At 55.7% G+C, this 17,198-nt stretch carries 13 protein-coding genes; 5 read left to right on the top strand and 8 right to left on the bottom strand.

Translation table 11 applies throughout. The features are described from left to right. Window positions 1-4: 4 nt before the first annotated feature. Window positions 5-1,405 (bottom strand): asparagine--tRNA ligase, encoded by a 1,401-nt coding sequence (gene asnS, locus HVX72_RS13425; RefSeq protein WP_042288071.1) that lies wholly within the window; start codon window positions 1,403-1,405, stop codon window positions 5-7. A 161-nt stretch (window positions 1,406-1,566) separates the two neighbouring features. After that, entirely contained in the window at window positions 1,567-2,769 is a 1,203-nt protein-coding gene (pncB, locus tag HVX72_RS13420; protein ID WP_042288068.1) for a nicotinate phosphoribosyltransferase, read from the bottom strand. 266 nt (window positions 2,770-3,035) lie between these two features. Between pncB and pepN the strand changes: the two genes are divergently transcribed. Then, complete coding sequence (gene pepN / locus HVX72_RS13415; RefSeq protein WP_060569545.1) at window positions 3,036-5,648, top strand: aminopeptidase N; 2,613 nt, start codon at window positions 3,036-3,038, stop codon at window positions 5,646-5,648. A 97-nt stretch (window positions 5,649-5,745) separates the two neighbouring features. On the opposite strand, the gene ssuB is transcribed toward pepN, so the two are convergent. From ssuB to ssuE, 5 genes are read right to left on the bottom strand one after another with little or no spacing between them, the layout of a single operon-like run. Continuing rightward, complete coding sequence (ssuB, locus tag HVX72_RS13410) at window positions 5,746-6,513, bottom strand: aliphatic sulfonates ABC transporter ATP-binding protein (protein WP_042288061.1); 768 nt, start codon at window positions 6,511-6,513, stop codon at window positions 5,746-5,748. Then, window positions 6,510-7,301 carry an aliphatic sulfonate ABC transporter permease SsuC gene (gene ssuC, locus HVX72_RS13405; RefSeq protein ID WP_181821561.1) on the bottom strand — a complete coding sequence of 264 codons (792 nt, stop codon included), beginning with the start codon at window positions 7,299-7,301 and terminating at the stop codon, window positions 6,510-6,512. Before ssuC ends, ssuB begins: the two co-directional genes overlap by 4 nt. A gap of 11 nt (window positions 7,302-7,312) precedes the next feature. Then, window positions 7,313-8,458: an FMNH2-dependent alkanesulfonate monooxygenase gene (gene ssuD / locus HVX72_RS13400; protein WP_060569548.1), complete on the bottom strand. Its 1,146-nt coding sequence runs from the start codon at window positions 8,456-8,458 to the stop codon at window positions 7,313-7,315. Further along, window positions 8,455-9,423 carry a sulfonate ABC transporter substrate-binding protein gene (locus HVX72_RS13395; RefSeq protein WP_181821560.1) on the bottom strand — a complete coding sequence of 323 codons (969 nt, stop codon included), beginning with the start codon at window positions 9,421-9,423 and terminating at the stop codon, window positions 8,455-8,457. The genes ssuD and HVX72_RS13395 overlap by 4 nt, the downstream gene beginning before the upstream one ends. After that, window positions 9,416-9,991: an NADPH-dependent FMN reductase gene (gene ssuE, locus HVX72_RS13390; protein WP_042288049.1), complete on the bottom strand. Its 576-nt coding sequence runs from the start codon at window positions 9,989-9,991 to the stop codon at window positions 9,416-9,418. Before ssuE ends, HVX72_RS13395 begins: the two co-directional genes overlap by 8 nt. Before the next feature lie 242 nt (window positions 9,992-10,233). Here ssuE and pyrD point away from each other — a divergent pair, with 242 nt between their 5' ends. Both pyrD and zapC read left to right on the top strand, forming a co-directional pair. After that, window positions 10,234-11,244, top strand: a complete 1,011-nt coding sequence (gene pyrD / locus HVX72_RS13385) for a quinone-dependent dihydroorotate dehydrogenase (protein ID WP_042288046.1) — start codon at window positions 10,234-10,236, stop codon at window positions 11,242-11,244. Between the two features lie 179 nt (window positions 11,245-11,423). After that, the gene (gene zapC / locus HVX72_RS13380; RefSeq protein ID WP_042288043.1) at window positions 11,424-11,966 is read left to right on the top strand and encodes a cell division protein ZapC; all 543 of its coding nucleotides are present in this window, start codon (window positions 11,424-11,426) and stop codon (window positions 11,964-11,966) included. On the opposite strand, the gene HVX72_RS13375 is transcribed toward zapC, so the two are convergent. Further along, window positions 11,963-13,072, bottom strand: coding sequence for a YcbX family protein (locus HVX72_RS13375; protein ID WP_181821559.1), 1,110 nt, complete (start codon window positions 13,070-13,072; stop codon window positions 11,963-11,965). The genes zapC and HVX72_RS13375 overlap by 4 nt on opposite strands. 97 nt (window positions 13,073-13,169) lie before the next feature. Between HVX72_RS13375 and rlmKL the strand changes: the two genes are divergently transcribed. Further along, on the top strand, window positions 13,170-15,278 hold the full coding sequence (rlmKL, locus tag HVX72_RS13370; RefSeq protein WP_181821558.1) for a bifunctional 23S rRNA (guanine(2069)-N(7))-methyltransferase RlmK/23S rRNA (guanine(2445)-N(2))-methyltransferase RlmL: 2,109 nt from the start codon (window positions 13,170-13,172) through the stop codon (window positions 15,276-15,278). Between the two features lie 12 nt (window positions 15,279-15,290). Beyond that, window positions 15,291-17,198, top strand: coding sequence for an ABC transporter ATP-binding protein (locus tag HVX72_RS13365; RefSeq protein ID WP_060569554.1), 1,908 nt, complete (start codon window positions 15,291-15,293; stop codon window positions 17,196-17,198).

Genomic DNA, 17,198 nt, shown 5'->3' with positions numbered 1-17,198 from the left:
GAGATTAGAAACTCGCGTTGCGCGGTGTACGCGGGAACGGGATCACGTCACGTACGTTCTGCACGCCGGTGACGTAGGCGATCAGACGTTCGAAGCCGAGGCCAAAGCCAGAATGCGGAACCGTACCGTAGCGACGCAGATCGCGATACCACCAGTAATCTTCTTTATTCAGGCCCATTTCCAGCATTCGGGCATCCAGCACATCCAGACGTTCTTCACGCTGGGAGCCACCGATAATCTCGCCAATGCCCGGCGCCAGAACATCCATTGCGGCAACGGTTTTCCCGTCGTCGTTAAGGCGCATATAGAACGCTTTAATGTCCTTCGGATAGTTTTTCACCACGACCGGTGCTTTAAAGTGCTCTTCCGCCAGATAACGCTCATGCTCTGAGGAGAGATCGACGCCCCAGTACACCGGGTTCTCAAATTTCTTACCGCAGTTTTCCAGGATCGTGACCGCATCGGTGTAGTCCACCTGGGCGAAGTCAGCTTCAATGAAGCGTTCCAGACGTGAAATCGCTTCTTTGTCTACGCGCTCCGCGAAGAACTTCATGTCGTCCGCACGTTCAGTCAGCACTGCATTGAAGGCATATTTCAGCATGGCTTCCGCCAGTCCGGCGACGTCGTTCAGGTTAGCAAACGCGACTTCCGGCTCCAGCATCCAGAACTCAGCCAGGTGACGGCTGGTGTTGGAATTTTCGGCACGGAAGGTCGGGCCGAAGGTGTAGATCTTCGACAGTGCGCAGGCGTAAGTTTCGCCGTTCAACTGGCCGGATACGGTCAGGAATGACTCTTTACCAAAGAAGTCTTTATCGAAATCGACTTTACCTTGCTCGTTACGCGGCAGGTTTTCCAGATCCAGCGTCGACACACGGAACATTTCGCCCGCGCCTTCGGTATCGGACGCGGTAATAAGGGGAGTGGACACCCAGAAGAAGCCCTGTTCGTCGAAGAAACGATGCAGCGCCTGCGCCAGGGTATGGCGAACGCGGGCGACCGCGCCAATCATGTTGGTGCGCGGACGCAGATGCGCCACTTCACGCAGGTATTCAATGCTGTGGCGTTTCGCCGCCATCGGGTAAGTGTCCGGATCTTCCACCCAACCGGTGACTTCCACGTTCGTCGCCTGAATCTCGAAACTTTGCCCTTGTCCCGGTGAGGCCACTACCTTACCCGTAACGATAACCGAGCAACCGGTGGTCAGACGCAGCACTTCTTCATTGTAATTGGGCAGAGAATGATTAATGACGGCCTGTACAGGATCAAAGCAGGAACCGTCATAAACGGCGAGGAAGGAGATGCCAGCTTTTGAATCTCGGCGGGTACGTACCCATCCGCGCACGGTGACTTCGCTGTCAACGTCTACGCGGCCCTGGAGTACGTCGGCTACAGGCACAACGCTCATAATATTCTCTCTGTTAGTAGTCCAATATAAAAACACGTCCCCGAAACGGGGGAATACCTATGTTACCTGGCATCTGCCATCAGACAAGCAGAATTCGTTAGCAAAGAAGAAGATTTCGGAAATAAACGTGAAAAGGGAGCCGTAGCGGCTCCCTTAAGCTGTTAACTGGCTTTTTTGATATGCGGTAAATCGAAGGCTTTGCGCAACGCGCGAACAAACGCTTTGTCGTGACAAATGGTTTTGCCTGGGCTGTCGGACAGCTTGGCAACGGGCTTGCCGTTACACTCCACCAGCTTGATAACAATGTTCAACGGCTTCACCTGCGGAATATCGCAGGTCAGGCGCGTACCGATGCCGAAGCTCAGCCGTACCCGTGAAGAGAAGTGGCGATACAGATCGACCGCTTTGCGCAGATCGAGATTATCGGAAAAGACCAGGGTTTTACTCTGCGGGTCGATGCCCAGTTTTTCATAGTGGGCGATAGCTTTCTCACCCCATTCCACCGGGTCGCCGGAGTCATGCCGCAATCCCTGATAACGACTGGCGAACTCGACGCCGAAGTCGCGCAAGAACGCATCCATGGTAATACAGTCGGTCAGGGCGATCCCCAACTGGTCAGGGTATTCATGCAACCACGCTGCAAGCGCCGCACGCTGACTGGTCGCCAGTTCCGGGCTGATTTGCTGATGCGCCTGAAACCATTCGTGGGCCTGGGTTCCCATCGGCGTCAGGGAGAGACGACGAGCGAGATCGTAGTTGCTGGTGCCGACAAACCACGGCTCCTGCTGCAGGCGCTGGACAATGGCCTGCTGCACTTCGCGGGAAAAACGGCGGCGGGTGCCGAAATCCATCAGGTGGAAGTGAGACATATCGAGATCGGCGGTTAACGCAGAGAAATCGACAAGTTTACTTTCGAGCGTATCAAGCGCCTGAGAGACGCCCGCTTCCGGAGAACGATAACGATGCACCAGCTCGCTTATCACCGCCAGCAGGGGAACTTCCCACATGATGACTTCACGCCACGGGCCGGTTAAGCGGATATTGAGCTTACCGTTATCATTGCTGACCGAGACCTGCTCCGGGTTATAGCGAAAATCGCGCAACCAGTTCAGGTAATCCGCTTTGAAGAAAGGCAGTCCAGAGAGCCACTGATGCTCATCTTCCTGAAGGCGAAGATGCTGCATGGCGTTGACCTGCTCGCGAATGGCGTCAGCATAAATACCCAGCAGATCGTCGCCACGGCAACGAAATTCCGCCGCTACCTGCACATCATAGTAGTGGTGATATACGGCTTGCTGCATATGCAACTTATAAGCGTCTGTATCCAGCAACGAGTGCAGAACAGAAGAAGCGAATTGTGTCATAGGTGCGCAGTAGCATCCTCTCACGGGAGCGTTTAGTACAATAAACAACTAAGAAAACCGCTGGAGTATACCTTGTTTAGCGATTTATTGAACCCCGATCACACCATAAGCTGACTTTCGGGTCGAGTGCATTTCGTGCCTCGTGTTATAAAAATGTAGCAACAAGAGGCTTTGTGCCTGAAAAGATGAACATTCTGCGTAGCGCGATTTGCGCAACAGGAATAGACTGGAGTCGAGACTCTATAAAAGATGCGAAAGGTTTTTTTATGACACAACAGCCACAAGCCAAATACCGCCACGACTACCGTGCGCCGGATTACCAGATTACTGATATTGACTTGACCTTTGACCTGGATGCTGAAAAAACCCTGGTCACGGCAGTGAGCCAGGCTGTTCGTCATGGCGCATCCGATGCCCCGCTTAAACTCGATGGCGAAGCGCTGACGCTGATCTCCGTCCATGTTAACGATGAACCGTGGACGGACTATAAAGAAGACGAGGGCCAACTGGTCCTCAGCAATTTGCCCGAGCGTTTTACCCTGCGCATTGTTAATGCGATCAGCCCCGCGGCAAATACCGCGCTGGAAGGGCTGTACCAGTCCGGCGACGCGCTGTGTACCCAGTGCGAAGCGGAAGGCTTTCGCCATATCACCTGGTATCTCGACAGACCAGACGTGCTGGCGCGCTTTACCACCAAAATTATCGCCGATAAAGCCAAATATCCGTTCCTGCTGTCTAACGGCAACCGCGTTGCAGAGGGCGACCTGGATAACGGTCGCCACTGGGTTCAGTGGCAGGATCCGTTCCCGAAACCGTGCTACCTGTTTGCGCTGGTGGCTGGCGATTTCGACGTGCTGCGCGATACGTTTACCACCCGTTCAGGCCGGGAAGTGGCGCTGGAATTGTACGTTGACCGTGGCAATCTGGACCGCGCGCCATGGGCGATGACTTCGCTGCAAAACTCCATGAAGTGGGACGAAGAGCGCTTTGGTCTGGAATACGATCTCGACATTTATATGATTGTCGCTGTCGACTTCTTTAATATGGGCGCGATGGAGAACAAAGGCCTCAACATTTTTAACTCCAAATACGTTCTGGCGCGAACCGACACCGCCACCGACAAAGACTACCTCGATATTGAACGGGTGATCGGTCATGAATATTTCCACAACTGGACCGGTAACCGCGTCACCTGCCGCGACTGGTTCCAGTTGAGCCTGAAAGAAGGCTTAACCGTGTTCCGCGACCAGGAGTTCAGCTCCGATCTCGGTTCCCGCGCGGTAAATCGCATTAGTAACGTGCGTACGATGCGTGGGTTACAGTTTGCGGAGGACGCCAGTCCGATGGCGCACCCCATCCGCCCGGACAAAGTCATCGAGATGAATAACTTCTATACCCTGACGGTTTATGAAAAGGGGGCGGAAGTGATCCGTATGATCCACACGCTGCTGGGAGAAGAAAACTTCCAGAAGGGAATGCAGCTCTATTTTGAGCGTCATGACGGCAGCGCCGCTACCTGCGACGACTTTGTCCAGGCGATGGAGGACGCGTCCAATATCGATCTCTCCCATTTCCGTCGCTGGTACAGCCAGTCCGGCACCCCGATTGTGACGGTTAAAGATGACTACAATCCGGAAACCGAACAGTACACGCTGACCATCAGCCAGCGCACGCCACCCACGCCGGATCAGGCGGAAAAACTGCCGCTGCACATCCCGTTTGCCATTGAATTGTATGACAACGAAGGTAAGGTGATCCCGCTGCGCAAGGGGGGCCATCCGGTGAATCCGGTGCTCAACGTCACGCAGGCGGAACAAACGTTTGTTTTTGATAACGTCTATTTCCAGCCCGTTCCGGCGCTGCTGTGCGAGTTTTCCGCGCCAGTGAAACTGGAATATAAATGGAGCGATCAGCAGCTGACCTTCCTGATGCGTCACGCGCGTAACGACTTTTCGCGCTGGGATGCGGCGCAGAGCCTGCTGGCGACCTGGATCAAGCTGAACGTCGCGCGCGTTCAGCAGGGGCAACCGCTCTCGCTGCCGGTGCATGTTGCCGACGCTTTCCGCGCGGTGCTGCTGGATGAGACGATTGATCCGGCGCTGGCGGCGGAAATTTTGACGCTGCCTTCTGCAAATGAAATGGCTGAACTGTTTGAGATTATCGACCCGCTGGCGATTGCCCAGGTACGCGAAGCCCTGACCCGGACGCTGGCGACAGAACTGGCGGATGAATTCCTCGCGATCTATAACGCGAATCATCTGGACACGTATCGTGTGGAGCACGGGGATATCGGTAAGCGCACCTTGCGCAATACCTGCCTGCGTTTCCTCGCCTTTGGCGAAACGCAGCTTGCCGATACGCTGGTGAGCAAGCAATACCATACAGCCAACAATATGACCGATGCGCTGGCCGCGCTCTCTGCGGCAGTGGCCGCACAGCTACCGTGCCGCGACGCGCTGATGCAGGAGTATGATGATAAGTGGCATCAGGATGGTCTGGTGATGGATAAATGGTTTATCCTGCAATCCACCAGCCCTGCGGAAAATGTGCTGGAAACGGTGCGCGGCTTGCTGAAGCACCGTTCGTTCAGTATGAGCAACCCGAACCGCGTGCGTTCGCTGATTGGCGCCTTCGCAGGCAGTAATCCGGCGGCTTTCCACGCCGAGGACGGCAGTGGCTACCAGTTCCTGGTTGACATGTTAACCGAGCTGAACAGCCGTAACCCGCAGGTGGCGTCGCGGCTGATAGAACCGCTGATTCGTCTGAAGCGTTATGACCTGCCGCGCCAGGAAAAAATGCGCGCCGCGCTTGAACAGTTAAAAGGGCTGGAGAATCTGTCCGGCGATCTGTTCGAGAAGATCGCGAAAGCGCTTGCCTGATGCGTCGACCTGCCGTTTCTTGGGGCGATAAATAATCAGCGCCACCGGGTAATTTACCGGGTGGCGCTGATTTGACCAGGCGACAGCATGCGGTTAATCAGCCATGCCGACGCACCGGTTGCGTCGTTTCGCCTCGCTGCATCACCCGTTGCAGCACCTCCGTTTCCAGCTCCGCTAAACGCACGGACCCCCGACGACGTGGTCGCGCAATATCCACCGTAAGATCCAACCCGATCTTGCCCGCTTCGATCAGCAGTACGCGATCGGCCATTGCCACAGCCTCGCTGACGTCGTGGGTCACCAGCAGCACCGTGAAGCCATGTTCCTGCCACAGTGATACGATAAGATCCTGCATCTCCAGTCGGGTCAGCGCATCCAGCGCCCCGAGCGGCTCGTCAAGTAACAGCAACCCGGGACGATGGATAAGCGCGCGTGCCAGCGCCACTCGCTGCTTTTGTCCACCGGAAAGCGCTGCGGGCCATTCCTCCGCCCGGTTTTCCAGCCCTACTGCAGACAGCGCCTGACGTGCGGCGTTCCGCCAGCCGCTTTTCAGTCCCAGACCGACATTATCCATCACCGACTTCCACGGCAACAGGCGCGCATCCTGAAACATCATGCGGATGTCCCCCTGCATCTCCGTCAGCGGCGTAGTACCTGCCAGTAACGCGCCGTCGGTGGGCGCCTCCAGCCCGGCGAGCAAGCGCAGCAGCGTGCTTTTACCGCCACCGCTACGTCCGACCACCGCGACAAACTGACCGGCCGGAATATGCAGATCCAACCCGTTCAGCACCGTGTTTCGCGCATATCGCTTTGTCACCGCATTCAGCAGGAGCGGCGTACCCTGGTTCAGTCGGGCGGTATTCATACAGCGGCCTTTTTCAATTGATAAGCGGGATGCCAGCGCAGCCAGAGGCGCTCCAGCAGTTGCGCGCTGACATCGGCGAGCTTGCCGAGCAGGGCGTAAAGAATAATGGCGACGACGACGATATCCGTTTGCAGAAATTCCCGGGCGTTCATTGCCAGGTAGCCGATACCGGAATTGGCCGAGATAGTCTCTGCTACGATGAGCGTCAGCCACATTAGTCCAAGTGAAAAACGAACCCCAACCATGATCGAGGGCAGGGCGCCGGGTAAAATCACATGCAAAAACAGCGACAAACCGGAAAGCCCATAACTGCGCGCCATCTCCACCAGTCCGCGATCGATATTGCGGATCCCATGCCAGGTGTTGATGTAAATCGGAAACAGCGTACCCAGCGCCACCAGAAAGATCTTCGCGGTTTCGTCAATGCCAAACCACAGGATGACGAGTGGAATTAGCGCCAGATGCGGTACGTTGCGCAACATCTGAATGGACGTATCCAGCAGGCGTTCTCCCCAGTGCGACAGGCCGCTGACCAGGCCCAGCGCCAGGCCGAGCGAACCGCCGATCGAAAAGCCGATCAGCGCGCGCCAGGCGCTGATCGCCAGATGCTGCCAAAGCTCACCACTGGCGGAAAGCGTCCAGAACGCGGCGATCACCCCTTCCGGCGACGGTAAAATGCGACCGGAAAGCCAGCCCAGGGAGGAAGCAAGTTGCCAGACCGCCACAATACCCACCGGCAAAAACCAGGGGGCAGCGTGCAACAATCTTTTTTCAAGGGGCGTAGCCATGTTCATCCTCCTTAGCTTTGGGCGGCTTTACGCGGAATGAAGTCATTCGCCACGGCTTCTCCCTGCAAATGCAGATGCTGCGGCTGCGGAACGTCCGGTATAGCAACGTCAAGGTGCGGGAAGAGTAGTTCGCCGACCTTCCAGGCCTCTTCCAGATGCGGATAGCCAGATAACACAAAACTGTCGATACCCAGCGCGGCATATTCCTGAATACGCGCCGCCACCGTTGGGCCGTCTCCCACCAGCGCTGTGCCTGCGCCGCCACGCACCAGCCCCACGCCTGCCCACAGGTTAGGGCTGATTTCCAGATTATCGCGTTTGCCGTTATGCAGTGACGCCATCCGTTGCTGCCCCACGGAGTCCGTCCTGGCGAAAGCGGCCTGCGCTTTCGCGATGGTTTCGTCATCGAGATGCGCGATCAGCCGGTCCGCCGCGCGCCAGGCCTCTTCGTTGGTTTCGCGCACAATCACATGCAAACGAATACCAAAGCGCAAGGTGCGACCGCGAGCCGCTGCTTTAGCGCGCACCTGGGCGATTTTCTCTCTTACCTGATCGGGCGGTTCACCCCAGGTCAGATACAGATCGACCTGTTCCGCAGCAAGTTCCTGCGCAACCTCGGAGGAACCGCCAAAATAGAGCGGTGGATACGGCTGCTGAACCGGCGGGAAAAACAGTTTCGCGCCGTTTACATGAATATGCTTGCCGTTAAAATCAACCGTTTCACCCTGCAATAACCGTCGCCAGACCTGGGTGAACTCGGCGGAGGCTTCATAGCGCTCGGTGTGATCGAGAAAGACCCCATCGCCCGCCAGTTCCTGTGGATCGCTACCGGTCACCAGGTTGAACAGCGCCCGACCGTTAGAGAGCCGGTCAAGCGTCGCCGCCTGGCGTGCCGCCACCGTGGGCGACGTGACGCTTGGCCGTAATGCCACCAGGAACTTAAGACGCTGGGTGACCGGGATCATCGAGGCGGCGACCAGCCAGGCATCTTCACAGGAACGCCCGGTCGGGATCAGTACGCCAGTGAATCCCAGACGATCGGCCGTCTGCGCGATCTGCTGGAGATAACCGTGATCCACCGGACGAGAACCCTGATCCGTTCCCAGAAAGTGGCCGTCACCGTGAGTCGGTAAAAACCAGAACATATTCAGGCTCATAGCTGTTTTCCTTCCTGTTGAGTGGGTTGCCAGATGCGCTGGCGAATATCAATCTTTTTTGGCACCAGACGGTTGTCGTAAAACAGGTCTGCCGTTTGTTGTTGCAGCGCCGCAACGGCAGCGCTGACCGGGGAAATGGTGGTCGGCGGGCGATGATCGAGATAGGCGGCGATCACCGGTTCCGGTAATCCCATGGTTTTCGCCAGCAAGGTAATGCTTTCCGGGCGTTGCGAAATCGTCAGCGCGTCGGCCTGGCTAAAGGTGTCCAGCACGCCCTGAATAAACACGCCGTTCTTCTCTGCGTAGGGACGTGAGGCGAGATAGAACGAACCGGTTTGTTTCAGGTCGCTACCGTCCTTAAGCACGCGCGCGCCACCCTGCAACAGCGCCGCAGAATAGTAAGGATCCCAAATCGCCCATGCATCTACGTTACCCTGCTGAAAAGCGGCGCGGGCGTCGGCAGGTGTTAGCCACGTTGGCTGGATATCGGTAAATTTCAATCCAGCTTGCTGGAGTGCGCGTAACAGCAGGTTGTGCGAGCTGGAACCTTTCTGAAGCGCCACTTTATGCCCTTTCAGCTCCGCCACCGTCCGGATGGGGCTGGATTCCGGCACCAGTATCACTTCCGCTTTCGGTTTCGCCGGTTCAACGCCGACATAGACCAGATCCGCGCCGGCGGCCTGAGCGAAAATCGGCGGAATATCGCCGGTGCTGCCCAGATCGATACTGCCCACGTTAAGGGCTTCAAGCATCTGCGGTCCGGCCGGGAATTCGACCCAGGAAATACGGGTCTGCGGATAGCGCTTTTCCAGAAGTTGATGGCTTTTGGCAAGAACCATACTGATGCTGCCTTTCTGATAACCAATGCGTAGCGCGTCTGGTGACGAAGGCGCAGCGAAGGTTGCGGCTGAAAGCGCCAGCAGGCCGCCGAATGCCAGTAAAGGTTGTTTTAATAAATTAAGCATGAGCCGCGCCTCGCTGAACCGTGAAGGCTGGGGCGGGAACCTCGCGGCGATGCAGTGCTTGCCAGAAGGTTTCCAGCGCGTCGTCGAGCCGCAACTGTAAATTGGGGGTGAAGCGGGGGGCATGTTGATACTCAATGATCTGGGTATCGTCGGCAAAGACCCCGTGCAGGATTTCTTGCGCCTTGAGGGCGCTAAGCACCGGCTTTAGCGCATAGTCAACGGCAAGCAGATGCGCAACGGTACCCCCCGTGGCCACAGGTAACACCACTTTGCCTTCCAGCGCCCGCTCCGGAAGCATATCAAGCAGTGTTTTCAGGGCGCCGGAATAGGCTGCTTTATAGACCGGTGTGGCGACGATCAGGCCATCCGCTTGCTTAAGCTGTTCCGTCAGGATGTGCAACGCCGGGCTGTCGAAGCGCGCATATAACAGATCTGCCGGTTCGAAGTTGTGCAGATTCCAGTGCCAAACCTCCACGTCCAGCGCGTTGAGCTTTTCACGGGCGTATTCCAGTAATGCACTGGAGCGAGAGGGGAAGCGTGGGCTTCCCGCCAGAGTGATGACGCGCATAGTTGCCTTCTCCCTTATAACTTAATGTTTGCTTTTAAGTAACATTGATAACATTTTTTGCAGTCTGTCAGAGGAGAGGCGGGAACCGAAATGATTTATGCGGGATAGAAAATGTGAAAAAAGCATAAAAAGGGTACAGCGGGGGAAACGATTGCTTTTTATTGCCGCAGGTCAATTCCCTTTTTGTGCGATATCACCCATAATACGCCCCCGGTCTGCATACCGGGAATCCAGGAGAGTTCATGTACTACCCCTTCGTTCGTAAAGCCCTTTTTCAGCTCGATCCAGAGCGCGCTCATGAATTTACGTTTCAGCAATTACGCCGCATTAAGGGTACGCCTTTTGAAGCGTTAGTCCGCCAGAAAGTACCAGCCAGGCCGGTCACTTGCATGGGGTTAACCTTTAAGAATCCCCTTGGACTGGCTGCCGGTCTGGATAAAGACGGCGAATGTATCGACGCCCTGGGCGCGATGGGGTTTGGTTCGATCGAGATCGGCACCGTTACTCCACGTCCGCAGCCAGGCAACGACAAGCCGCGGCTCTTTCGCCTGGTTGATGCTGAAGGGTTGATCAACCGCATGGGCTTTAATAATCACGGGGTGGATAACCTGGTTGAGAATGTTAAAAAGGCCCATTATGACGGCGTGCTCGGCATTAATATCGGTAAAAATAAAGACACACCGGTCGAGCAGGGTAAAGATGACTATCTGATTTGTATGGAAAAAATCTACGCTTATGCCGGTTACATCGCGATTAATATCTCCTCGCCAAATACACCGGGATTACGTACCTTACAATATGGCGACGCGTTGGACGATCTGCTAAGCGCAATTAAAAATAAACAAAACGATCTGCAAACGATCCATCAAAAATATGTTCCGATCGCCGTCAAGATCGCGCCGGATCTTTCAGAAGACGAACTGATCCAGGTTGCCGACAGTTTAGTTCGCCATAATATTGATGGTGTTATTGCGACCAATACAACACTCGATCGTTCTCTGGTCCAGGGAATGAAAAATTGCGATCAAACGGGCGGTTTAAGTGGTCGTCCGCTGCAATTAAAAAGCACAGAAATTATCCGTCGACTTTCCCAGGAATTAAAAGGCCAACTGCCCATTATTGGCGTAGGTGGGATCGACTCGGTCATCGCCGCCCGCGAGAAGATGGCCGCCGGGGCAACACTGGTACAGATTTATTCCGGTTTTATTTTTAAAGGTCCGCCGCTGATTAAAGAAATCGTTACCCATATTTGATTTTTTTTCCCGCGCTATATCAGAATATCAGACAACCAGGGGTTTATTTCCGCGCCTGGTTGTTTTATATTCTTTCACTGTTGCTTATTTAGACATTTTAAGCTTTGCTTATAAAAGCAATAAGCGAAGCGGCAAAAAGGGACAATTTTGCAACAGGTCAATGGAGAGGGGAGAGAAAAATGCGAATTAAACCTGACGATAACTGGCGCTGGTATTATGACGAAGAGCATGACCGTATGATGCTCGATTTAGCCAATGGCATGTTATTTCGCTCGCGTTTTGCCCGCAAAATGCTCACCCCGGATGCATTTTCGCCGTCTGGTTTCTGCGTCGATGACGCAGCGCTTTACTTCTCCTTTGAAGAAAAATGCCGTGACCTGGAGCTTTCCCGGGAACAAAAAGCGGAACTGGTGCTCAATGCGCTGGTGGCGATTCGTTATCTGAAGCCGCAAATGCCGAAAAGCTGGCACTTTGTGGCGCATAATGATAACTGGTCGCCGACGACAGGCGATACCGCCTGCGTCTGGTTAAGCGATACCCAGGAACAGGTCAATTTGCTGGTGGTGGAACCTGGCGACAACGCCGCGCTGTGCTTACTTGCTCAGCCCGGCGTCGTGGTGGCGGGACGAACGATGCAGCTTGGCGATGCGATAAAGATCATGAACGACAGACTGAAGCCGCAGTTGACCGCCAGCAGCTACAGTCTGGAACAGGCGGTTTAACGCGCCAGCTTCAGCGCGCTTTTTGGCACACAGCTACAGCTCAGAATTGTGCCGTCCGGGCCCAGCGCGGACTTTTTCAGCGGAGTCACTTCGCCTTCCAGCAATGTGATACGACAGCAGCCGCAAATCCCCGCCCGACAAGAATAGGGTATGCGAATTCCCTGGTTTTCCAGTTGTTCAAGCAGCACCTGCTGATTATTACCCCGAAATGCCTGCCCCTGCCAGTCAATGCTGACCGAGGCGTCTGCCTGCGGCGCGGCGTCGGGGATGTCATCCGTATCGGCCGCGCCATAGACGCGCGCGGGGCCGGTTGACAAAATCTCCACCTCATCGCCGACCCGGACGACGCCGCTGTTTCGGGCGATCAGATTCTGACCGAAATCCACATCGCCATTATCCGACGCGGTGCGGAAGGTCTGAAGCGTCGCCAGCGGTTCACCCGACGAGTGTTTCTGCCCCTTTTCCGGACTGACGGTGGTAAAAATGCAGCGACTGCAGGGTTTCGCCACGTCAAAGATAACGTCGCCGATGCGAATCACTTTCCAGGTGTCCTCTTCCCACGCGCTGGCACCAGAAACCACCAGATTCGGGCGGAACTGTTCAACCTGAACCCCTGCCGGGCAACGCTGCTGAAGATCGCGCAGCGAGGCGTCATTCACCAGCAGATAAGGATAGCCATCGGCAAAGGAGAGTGGGACGCTCGCATGGCGCTTAACCCGGCGGGTGAGTTGAGGCCCGACCCAGCGCAACTGCACGGTGCGGGAAAAGAAGCCGCTCAGCCACTGGTTGATGGCCTCCGGTGCGATGCGGGCGGTAAAATGATTCCCCCATACTTCCGTCGGCGCGTCCTGTGCGGCGAAATCGTTAAACCGGACGATGGCGGAACTGCCATCCGGCGCGGTCAGATGCAGGCCATCATGCAGAGGAGAGGGGGTAAAACGTACCATCTGCGGAAACTGACGGGCGGTAATGAAGGTGCCGTCCGCTTCGGTTATCATAAAAATCCGATCGAAAGCCAGTCCGCTGACGTCTGCCAGTGCATGGGTCAATCCAATGCCGCGCATGGATTTGACGGGGTGAATGAATAGGCGGGTTAACGTCAACACGGTACAGTCCCTCGAAAGAAATAAGCCTTCAACTTTATGACATAGGCGTCAGTTTAGCTATAATGCGCAGCAATTTTCTTCGAGTATAAGTGACGATATGAATTCTTTGTTTGCCAGTACGGCCCGTGGGCTGGAAGAGCTGTTAAAAACTGAACTGGAAAGCCTCGGCGCCGTAGAGTGTCAGGTTGTTCAGGGTGGTGTCCATTTCAAGGGCGACACCCGGCTTGTTTACCAGAGCCTGATGTGGAGTCGCCTGGCCTCGCGCATTATTTTACCGTTGAGTGAGTGCAAAGTTTACAGTGACTTAGATCTCTATCTGGGGGTTATGGCGATCGACTGGACGGCGATGTTTTCCCCGGATGCCACCTTTGCTGTTCACTTTAGCGGCCTGAACGACACCATCCGCAACAGCCAGTACGGCGCGCTGAAGGTAAAAGACGCGATTGTGGATTCCTTTACCCGTAAGAATTTACCGCGTCCGAATGTGGACCGTGAATCGCCGGATATCCGCGTTAACGTCTGGCTGAATAAAGACACCGCCAGTATCGCGCTGGACTTAAGCGGTGACGGCCTGCATCTGCGCGGCTATCGCGACCGAACCGGTCTTGCGCCCATCAAGGAGACGCTGGCCGCGGCGATTGTGATGCGTTCCGGCTGGCAACCGGGGACGCCGCTGCTTGATCCGATGTGTGGTTCCGGCACGTTGCTGATTGAAGCGGCAATGTGGGCCACCGATCGCGCGCCGGGTCTGCACCGTGGGCGCTGGGGCTTTAGTGGCTGGGCGCAACACGACGAAGCCATCTGGCAGGAAGTGAAAGCCGACGCGCAAACCCGAGCGCGCAAAGGTCTGGCGGATTATGGTTCGCGTTTTTACGGCTCCGATAGCGACGCGCGGGTGATCGAACGCGCGCGCAGCAACGCCCGTCGCGCGGGGATCGGCGAGCTGATCTCGTTTGAGGTGAAAGACGTAGCGCAACTGAGCAACCCGCTGCCGACAGGACCGTACGGGACGGTGATCAGCAACCCGCCGTACGGTGAGCGTCTGGACAGCGAGCCGGCGCTGATTGCGCTGCACAGCCTGCTTGGGCGCACGATGAAGAACCAGTTTGGCGGCTGGAATCTGTCGCTGTTCAGCGCTTCACCGGATCTGCTCAGCAGCCTGCAACTGCGCGCTGACAAGCAGTTCAAAGCGAAAAACGGCCCGTTGGACTGTGTGCAGAAAAATTATCATATCGCCGAAACCACGCCGGACAGCAAACCGGCCACGGTGGCGGAAGATTACGCTAACCGTCTGCGTAAAAACATCAAAAAGCTGGATAAATGGGCCCGTCAGGAAGGCATTGATTGCTATCGCCTGTACGATGCCGACCTGCCGGAATATAACGTCGCGGTGGATCGTTACGCTGACTGGGTGGTTATCCAGGAATACGCGCCGCCGAAAACCGTGGATGCGCAAAAGGCGCGTCAGCGGCTGTTTGACATTATTGCGGCAACGCTGTCGGTACTCGACATTGCGCCAAACAAGCTGGTGCTGAAAACCCGTGAACGGCAAAAGGGGAAAAACCAGTATCAGAAGATGAACGAGAAGGGCGAATTCATTGAAGTCGGTGAGTACAACGCCCGCCTGTGGGTAAATCTCACCGACTACCTTGATACCGGCCTGTTCCTTGATCACCGTATTGCCCGTCGAATGCTGGGGCAGATGAGCAAGGGGAAAGACTTCCTTAACCTGTTCTCTTACACCGGCAGCGCCAGCGTCCATGCGGGCCTGGGCGGGGCGCGTAGTACGACGACAGTCGATATGTCGCGAACCTATCTGGAGTGGGCGGAACGTAACCTGCGTCTGAATGGCTTAAGTGGCCGCGCGCATCGTCTGATTCAGGCCGACTGTCTCGCCTGGCTGCGCGAAGCGACGGAACAGTTTGACCTGATCTTTATCGACCCGCCCACGTTCTCCAACTCGAAGCGGATGGAGGACGCGTTTGACGTTCAGCGCGATCACCTGGCGCTGATGAAAGATTTAAAGCGTCTGCTGCGTAAAGGCGGCACGATCATGTTCTCCAACAATAAACGCGGATTCCGTATGGATCTCGACGGTCTGGCGGCGCTGGGGCTGAAAGCACAAGAAATCACCCAAAAAACGCTTTCCCAGGACTTTGCCCGCAACCGCCAGATCCACAACTGCTGGCTGATTACCGCAGCCTGAAAGGATAAGTAAATGTCATTAATCAGTATGCATGGCGCATGGCTGTCGTTCAGCGACGCGCCGCTTCTTGATAACGCAGAACTGCATATCGAAGATAACGAACGCGTCTGTCTGGTGGGCCGCAACGGCGCCGGAAAATCAACGCTGATGAAGATCCTTAACCGTGAGCAGGGCCTGGACGACGGTCGCATTATTTATGAACAGGATCTGATCGTCGCGCGGTTGCAGCAGGATCCGCCGCGTAACGTCGAAGGCACCGTGTACGACTTTGTCGCGGAAGGCATTGAGGAGCAGGCGGAATACCTTAAGCGTTACCATGACGTTTCCCGTCTGGTGATGACCGATCCGAGCGAGCGAAACCTTAACGAGCTGGCGAAGGTGCAAGAGCAACTCGACCACCACAATCTTTGGCAACTGGAAAACCGGATCAACGAAGTATTGGCGCAGTTGGGGCTCGATCCTAACGCCGCGCTGTCTGCGCTTTCCGGTGGCTGGCTGCGTAAGGCGGCGCTGGGCCGGGCGCTCGTCAGTAATCCGCGCGTACTGCTGCTGGACGAACCAACTAACCATCTCGATATTGAAACCATCGACTGGCTGGAGGGCTTCCTGAAGTCGTTCAACGGGACGATTATTTTCATCTCCCACGACCGCTCTTTTATTCGCAACATGGCGACCCGTATTGTCGATCTTGATCGCGGCAAGCTGGTGACCTATCCGGGTAATTACGATCACTATCTGCTGGAAAAAGAAGAAGCGTTGCGCGTGGAAGAGTTACAGAACGCCGAGTTCGACCGCAAACTGGCGCAGGAAGAGGTGTGGATCCGCCAGGGGATCAAGGCCCGCCGTACCCGTAATGAAGGTCGCGTGCGCGCGCTCAAAGCGATGCGACGCGAACGCAGCGAACGCCGCGAAGTGATGGGCACCGCGAAGATGCAGGTTGAAGAAGCAACCCGCTCAGGCAAGATCGTTTTTGAAATGGAAAACGTCAATTATCAGATCGACGGCAAACAGCTGGTTAACGATTTTTCCGCCCAGGTGCAGCGCGGCGACAAAATTGCGCTAATTGGCCCCAATGGCTGCGGTAAAACCACGTTGCTTAAACTGATGCTGGGCCAGCTTAAGGCGGACAGCGGGCGTATCCACGTCGGCACAAAGCTGGAAGTAGCCTATTTCGATCAGCACCGTGCCGAGCTGGATCCGGATAAAACGGTCATGGATAACCTGGCGGAAGGTAAGCAGGAAGTGATGGTGAATGGCAAGCCACGCCATGTACTGGGCTATCTGCAGGACTTCCTGTTCCATCCTAAGCGGGCGATGACGCCGGTGCGCGCGCTTTCCGGCGGTGAACGCAACCGACTGTTGCTGGCGCGGCTGTTCCTTAAGCCCAGCAATTTATTGATTCTCGATGAACCTACCAACGATCTGGACGTCGAAACGCTGGAGCTACTGGAGGAACTGATCGACGGTTACCAGGGCACCGTTTTGCTGGTTAGTCACGATCGTCAGTTTGTCGACAATACCGTGACCGAATGTTGGATCTTTGAAGGCAATGGCAAAATTGGCCGCTATGTCGGCGGTTACCACGACGCGCGCGGGCAGCAGGAACAGCATCTGGCGTTTACGCAGTCAGCGGTGAAGAAAGCGCAAGAAGTGGTTGCCCCAAAAGCAGAAATTGTAAAACGCGGCAGTAGCAAACTAAGCTATAAACTGCAGCGCGAGCTGGAACAGTTGCCTCAGTTGCTGGAAGAACTGGAGGCGAAACTGGAGGCGTTACAGGCGCAGGTTGCGGATGCGTCCTTTTTTAGCCAGCCACATGAACAAACGCAGCAGGTTCTCGGCGACTTAGCGCAAGCGGAGCAGGAACTTGAACAGGCCTTCGAGCGCTGGGAATACCTTGAAGCGTTGAAAAACGGCGCGTAA

Origin of the sequence: Citrobacter sp. RHB21-C05, from assembly GCF_013889015.1 — a bacterium.
Classification (GTDB): Bacteria; Pseudomonadota; Gammaproteobacteria; order Enterobacterales; family Enterobacteriaceae; genus Citrobacter_A; species Citrobacter_A sedlakii.
This window is presented reverse-complemented; position numbering and strand designations above follow the sequence as displayed.

Coding starts and splice junctions, on each gene's coding strand:
- asnS (WP_042288071.1), bottom strand. CDS start 1,405: ATGAGCGTTGTGCCTGTAGCCGACGTACTCCAGGGCCGCGTAGACGTT.
- zapC (WP_042288043.1), top strand. CDS start 11,424: ATGCGAATTAAACCTGACGATAACTGGCGCTGGTATTATGACGAAGAG.
- ssuE (WP_042288049.1), bottom strand. CDS start 9,991: ATGCGCGTCATCACTCTGGCGGGAAGCCCACGCTTCCCCTCTCGCTCC.
- HVX72_RS13365 (WP_060569554.1), top strand. CDS start 15,291: ATGTCATTAATCAGTATGCATGGCGCATGGCTGTCGTTCAGCGACGCG.
- ssuD (WP_060569548.1), bottom strand. CDS start 8,458: ATGAGCCTGAATATGTTCTGGTTTTTACCGACTCACGGTGACGGCCAC.
- ssuB (WP_042288061.1), bottom strand. CDS start 6,513: ATGAATACCGCCCGACTGAACCAGGGTACGCCGCTCCTGCTGAATGCG.
- pncB (WP_042288068.1), bottom strand. CDS start 2,769: ATGACACAATTCGCTTCTTCTGTTCTGCACTCGTTGCTGGATACAGAC.
- pyrD (WP_042288046.1), top strand. CDS start 10,234: ATGTACTACCCCTTCGTTCGTAAAGCCCTTTTTCAGCTCGATCCAGAG.
- ssuC (WP_181821561.1), bottom strand. CDS start 7,301: ATGGCTACGCCCCTTGAAAAAAGATTGTTGCACGCTGCCCCCTGGTTT.
- rlmKL (WP_181821558.1), top strand. CDS start 13,170: ATGAATTCTTTGTTTGCCAGTACGGCCCGTGGGCTGGAAGAGCTGTTA.
- pepN (WP_060569545.1), top strand. CDS start 3,036: ATGACACAACAGCCACAAGCCAAATACCGCCACGACTACCGTGCGCCG.
- HVX72_RS13395 (WP_181821560.1), bottom strand. CDS start 9,423: ATGCTTAATTTATTAAAACAACCTTTACTGGCATTCGGCGGCCTGCTG.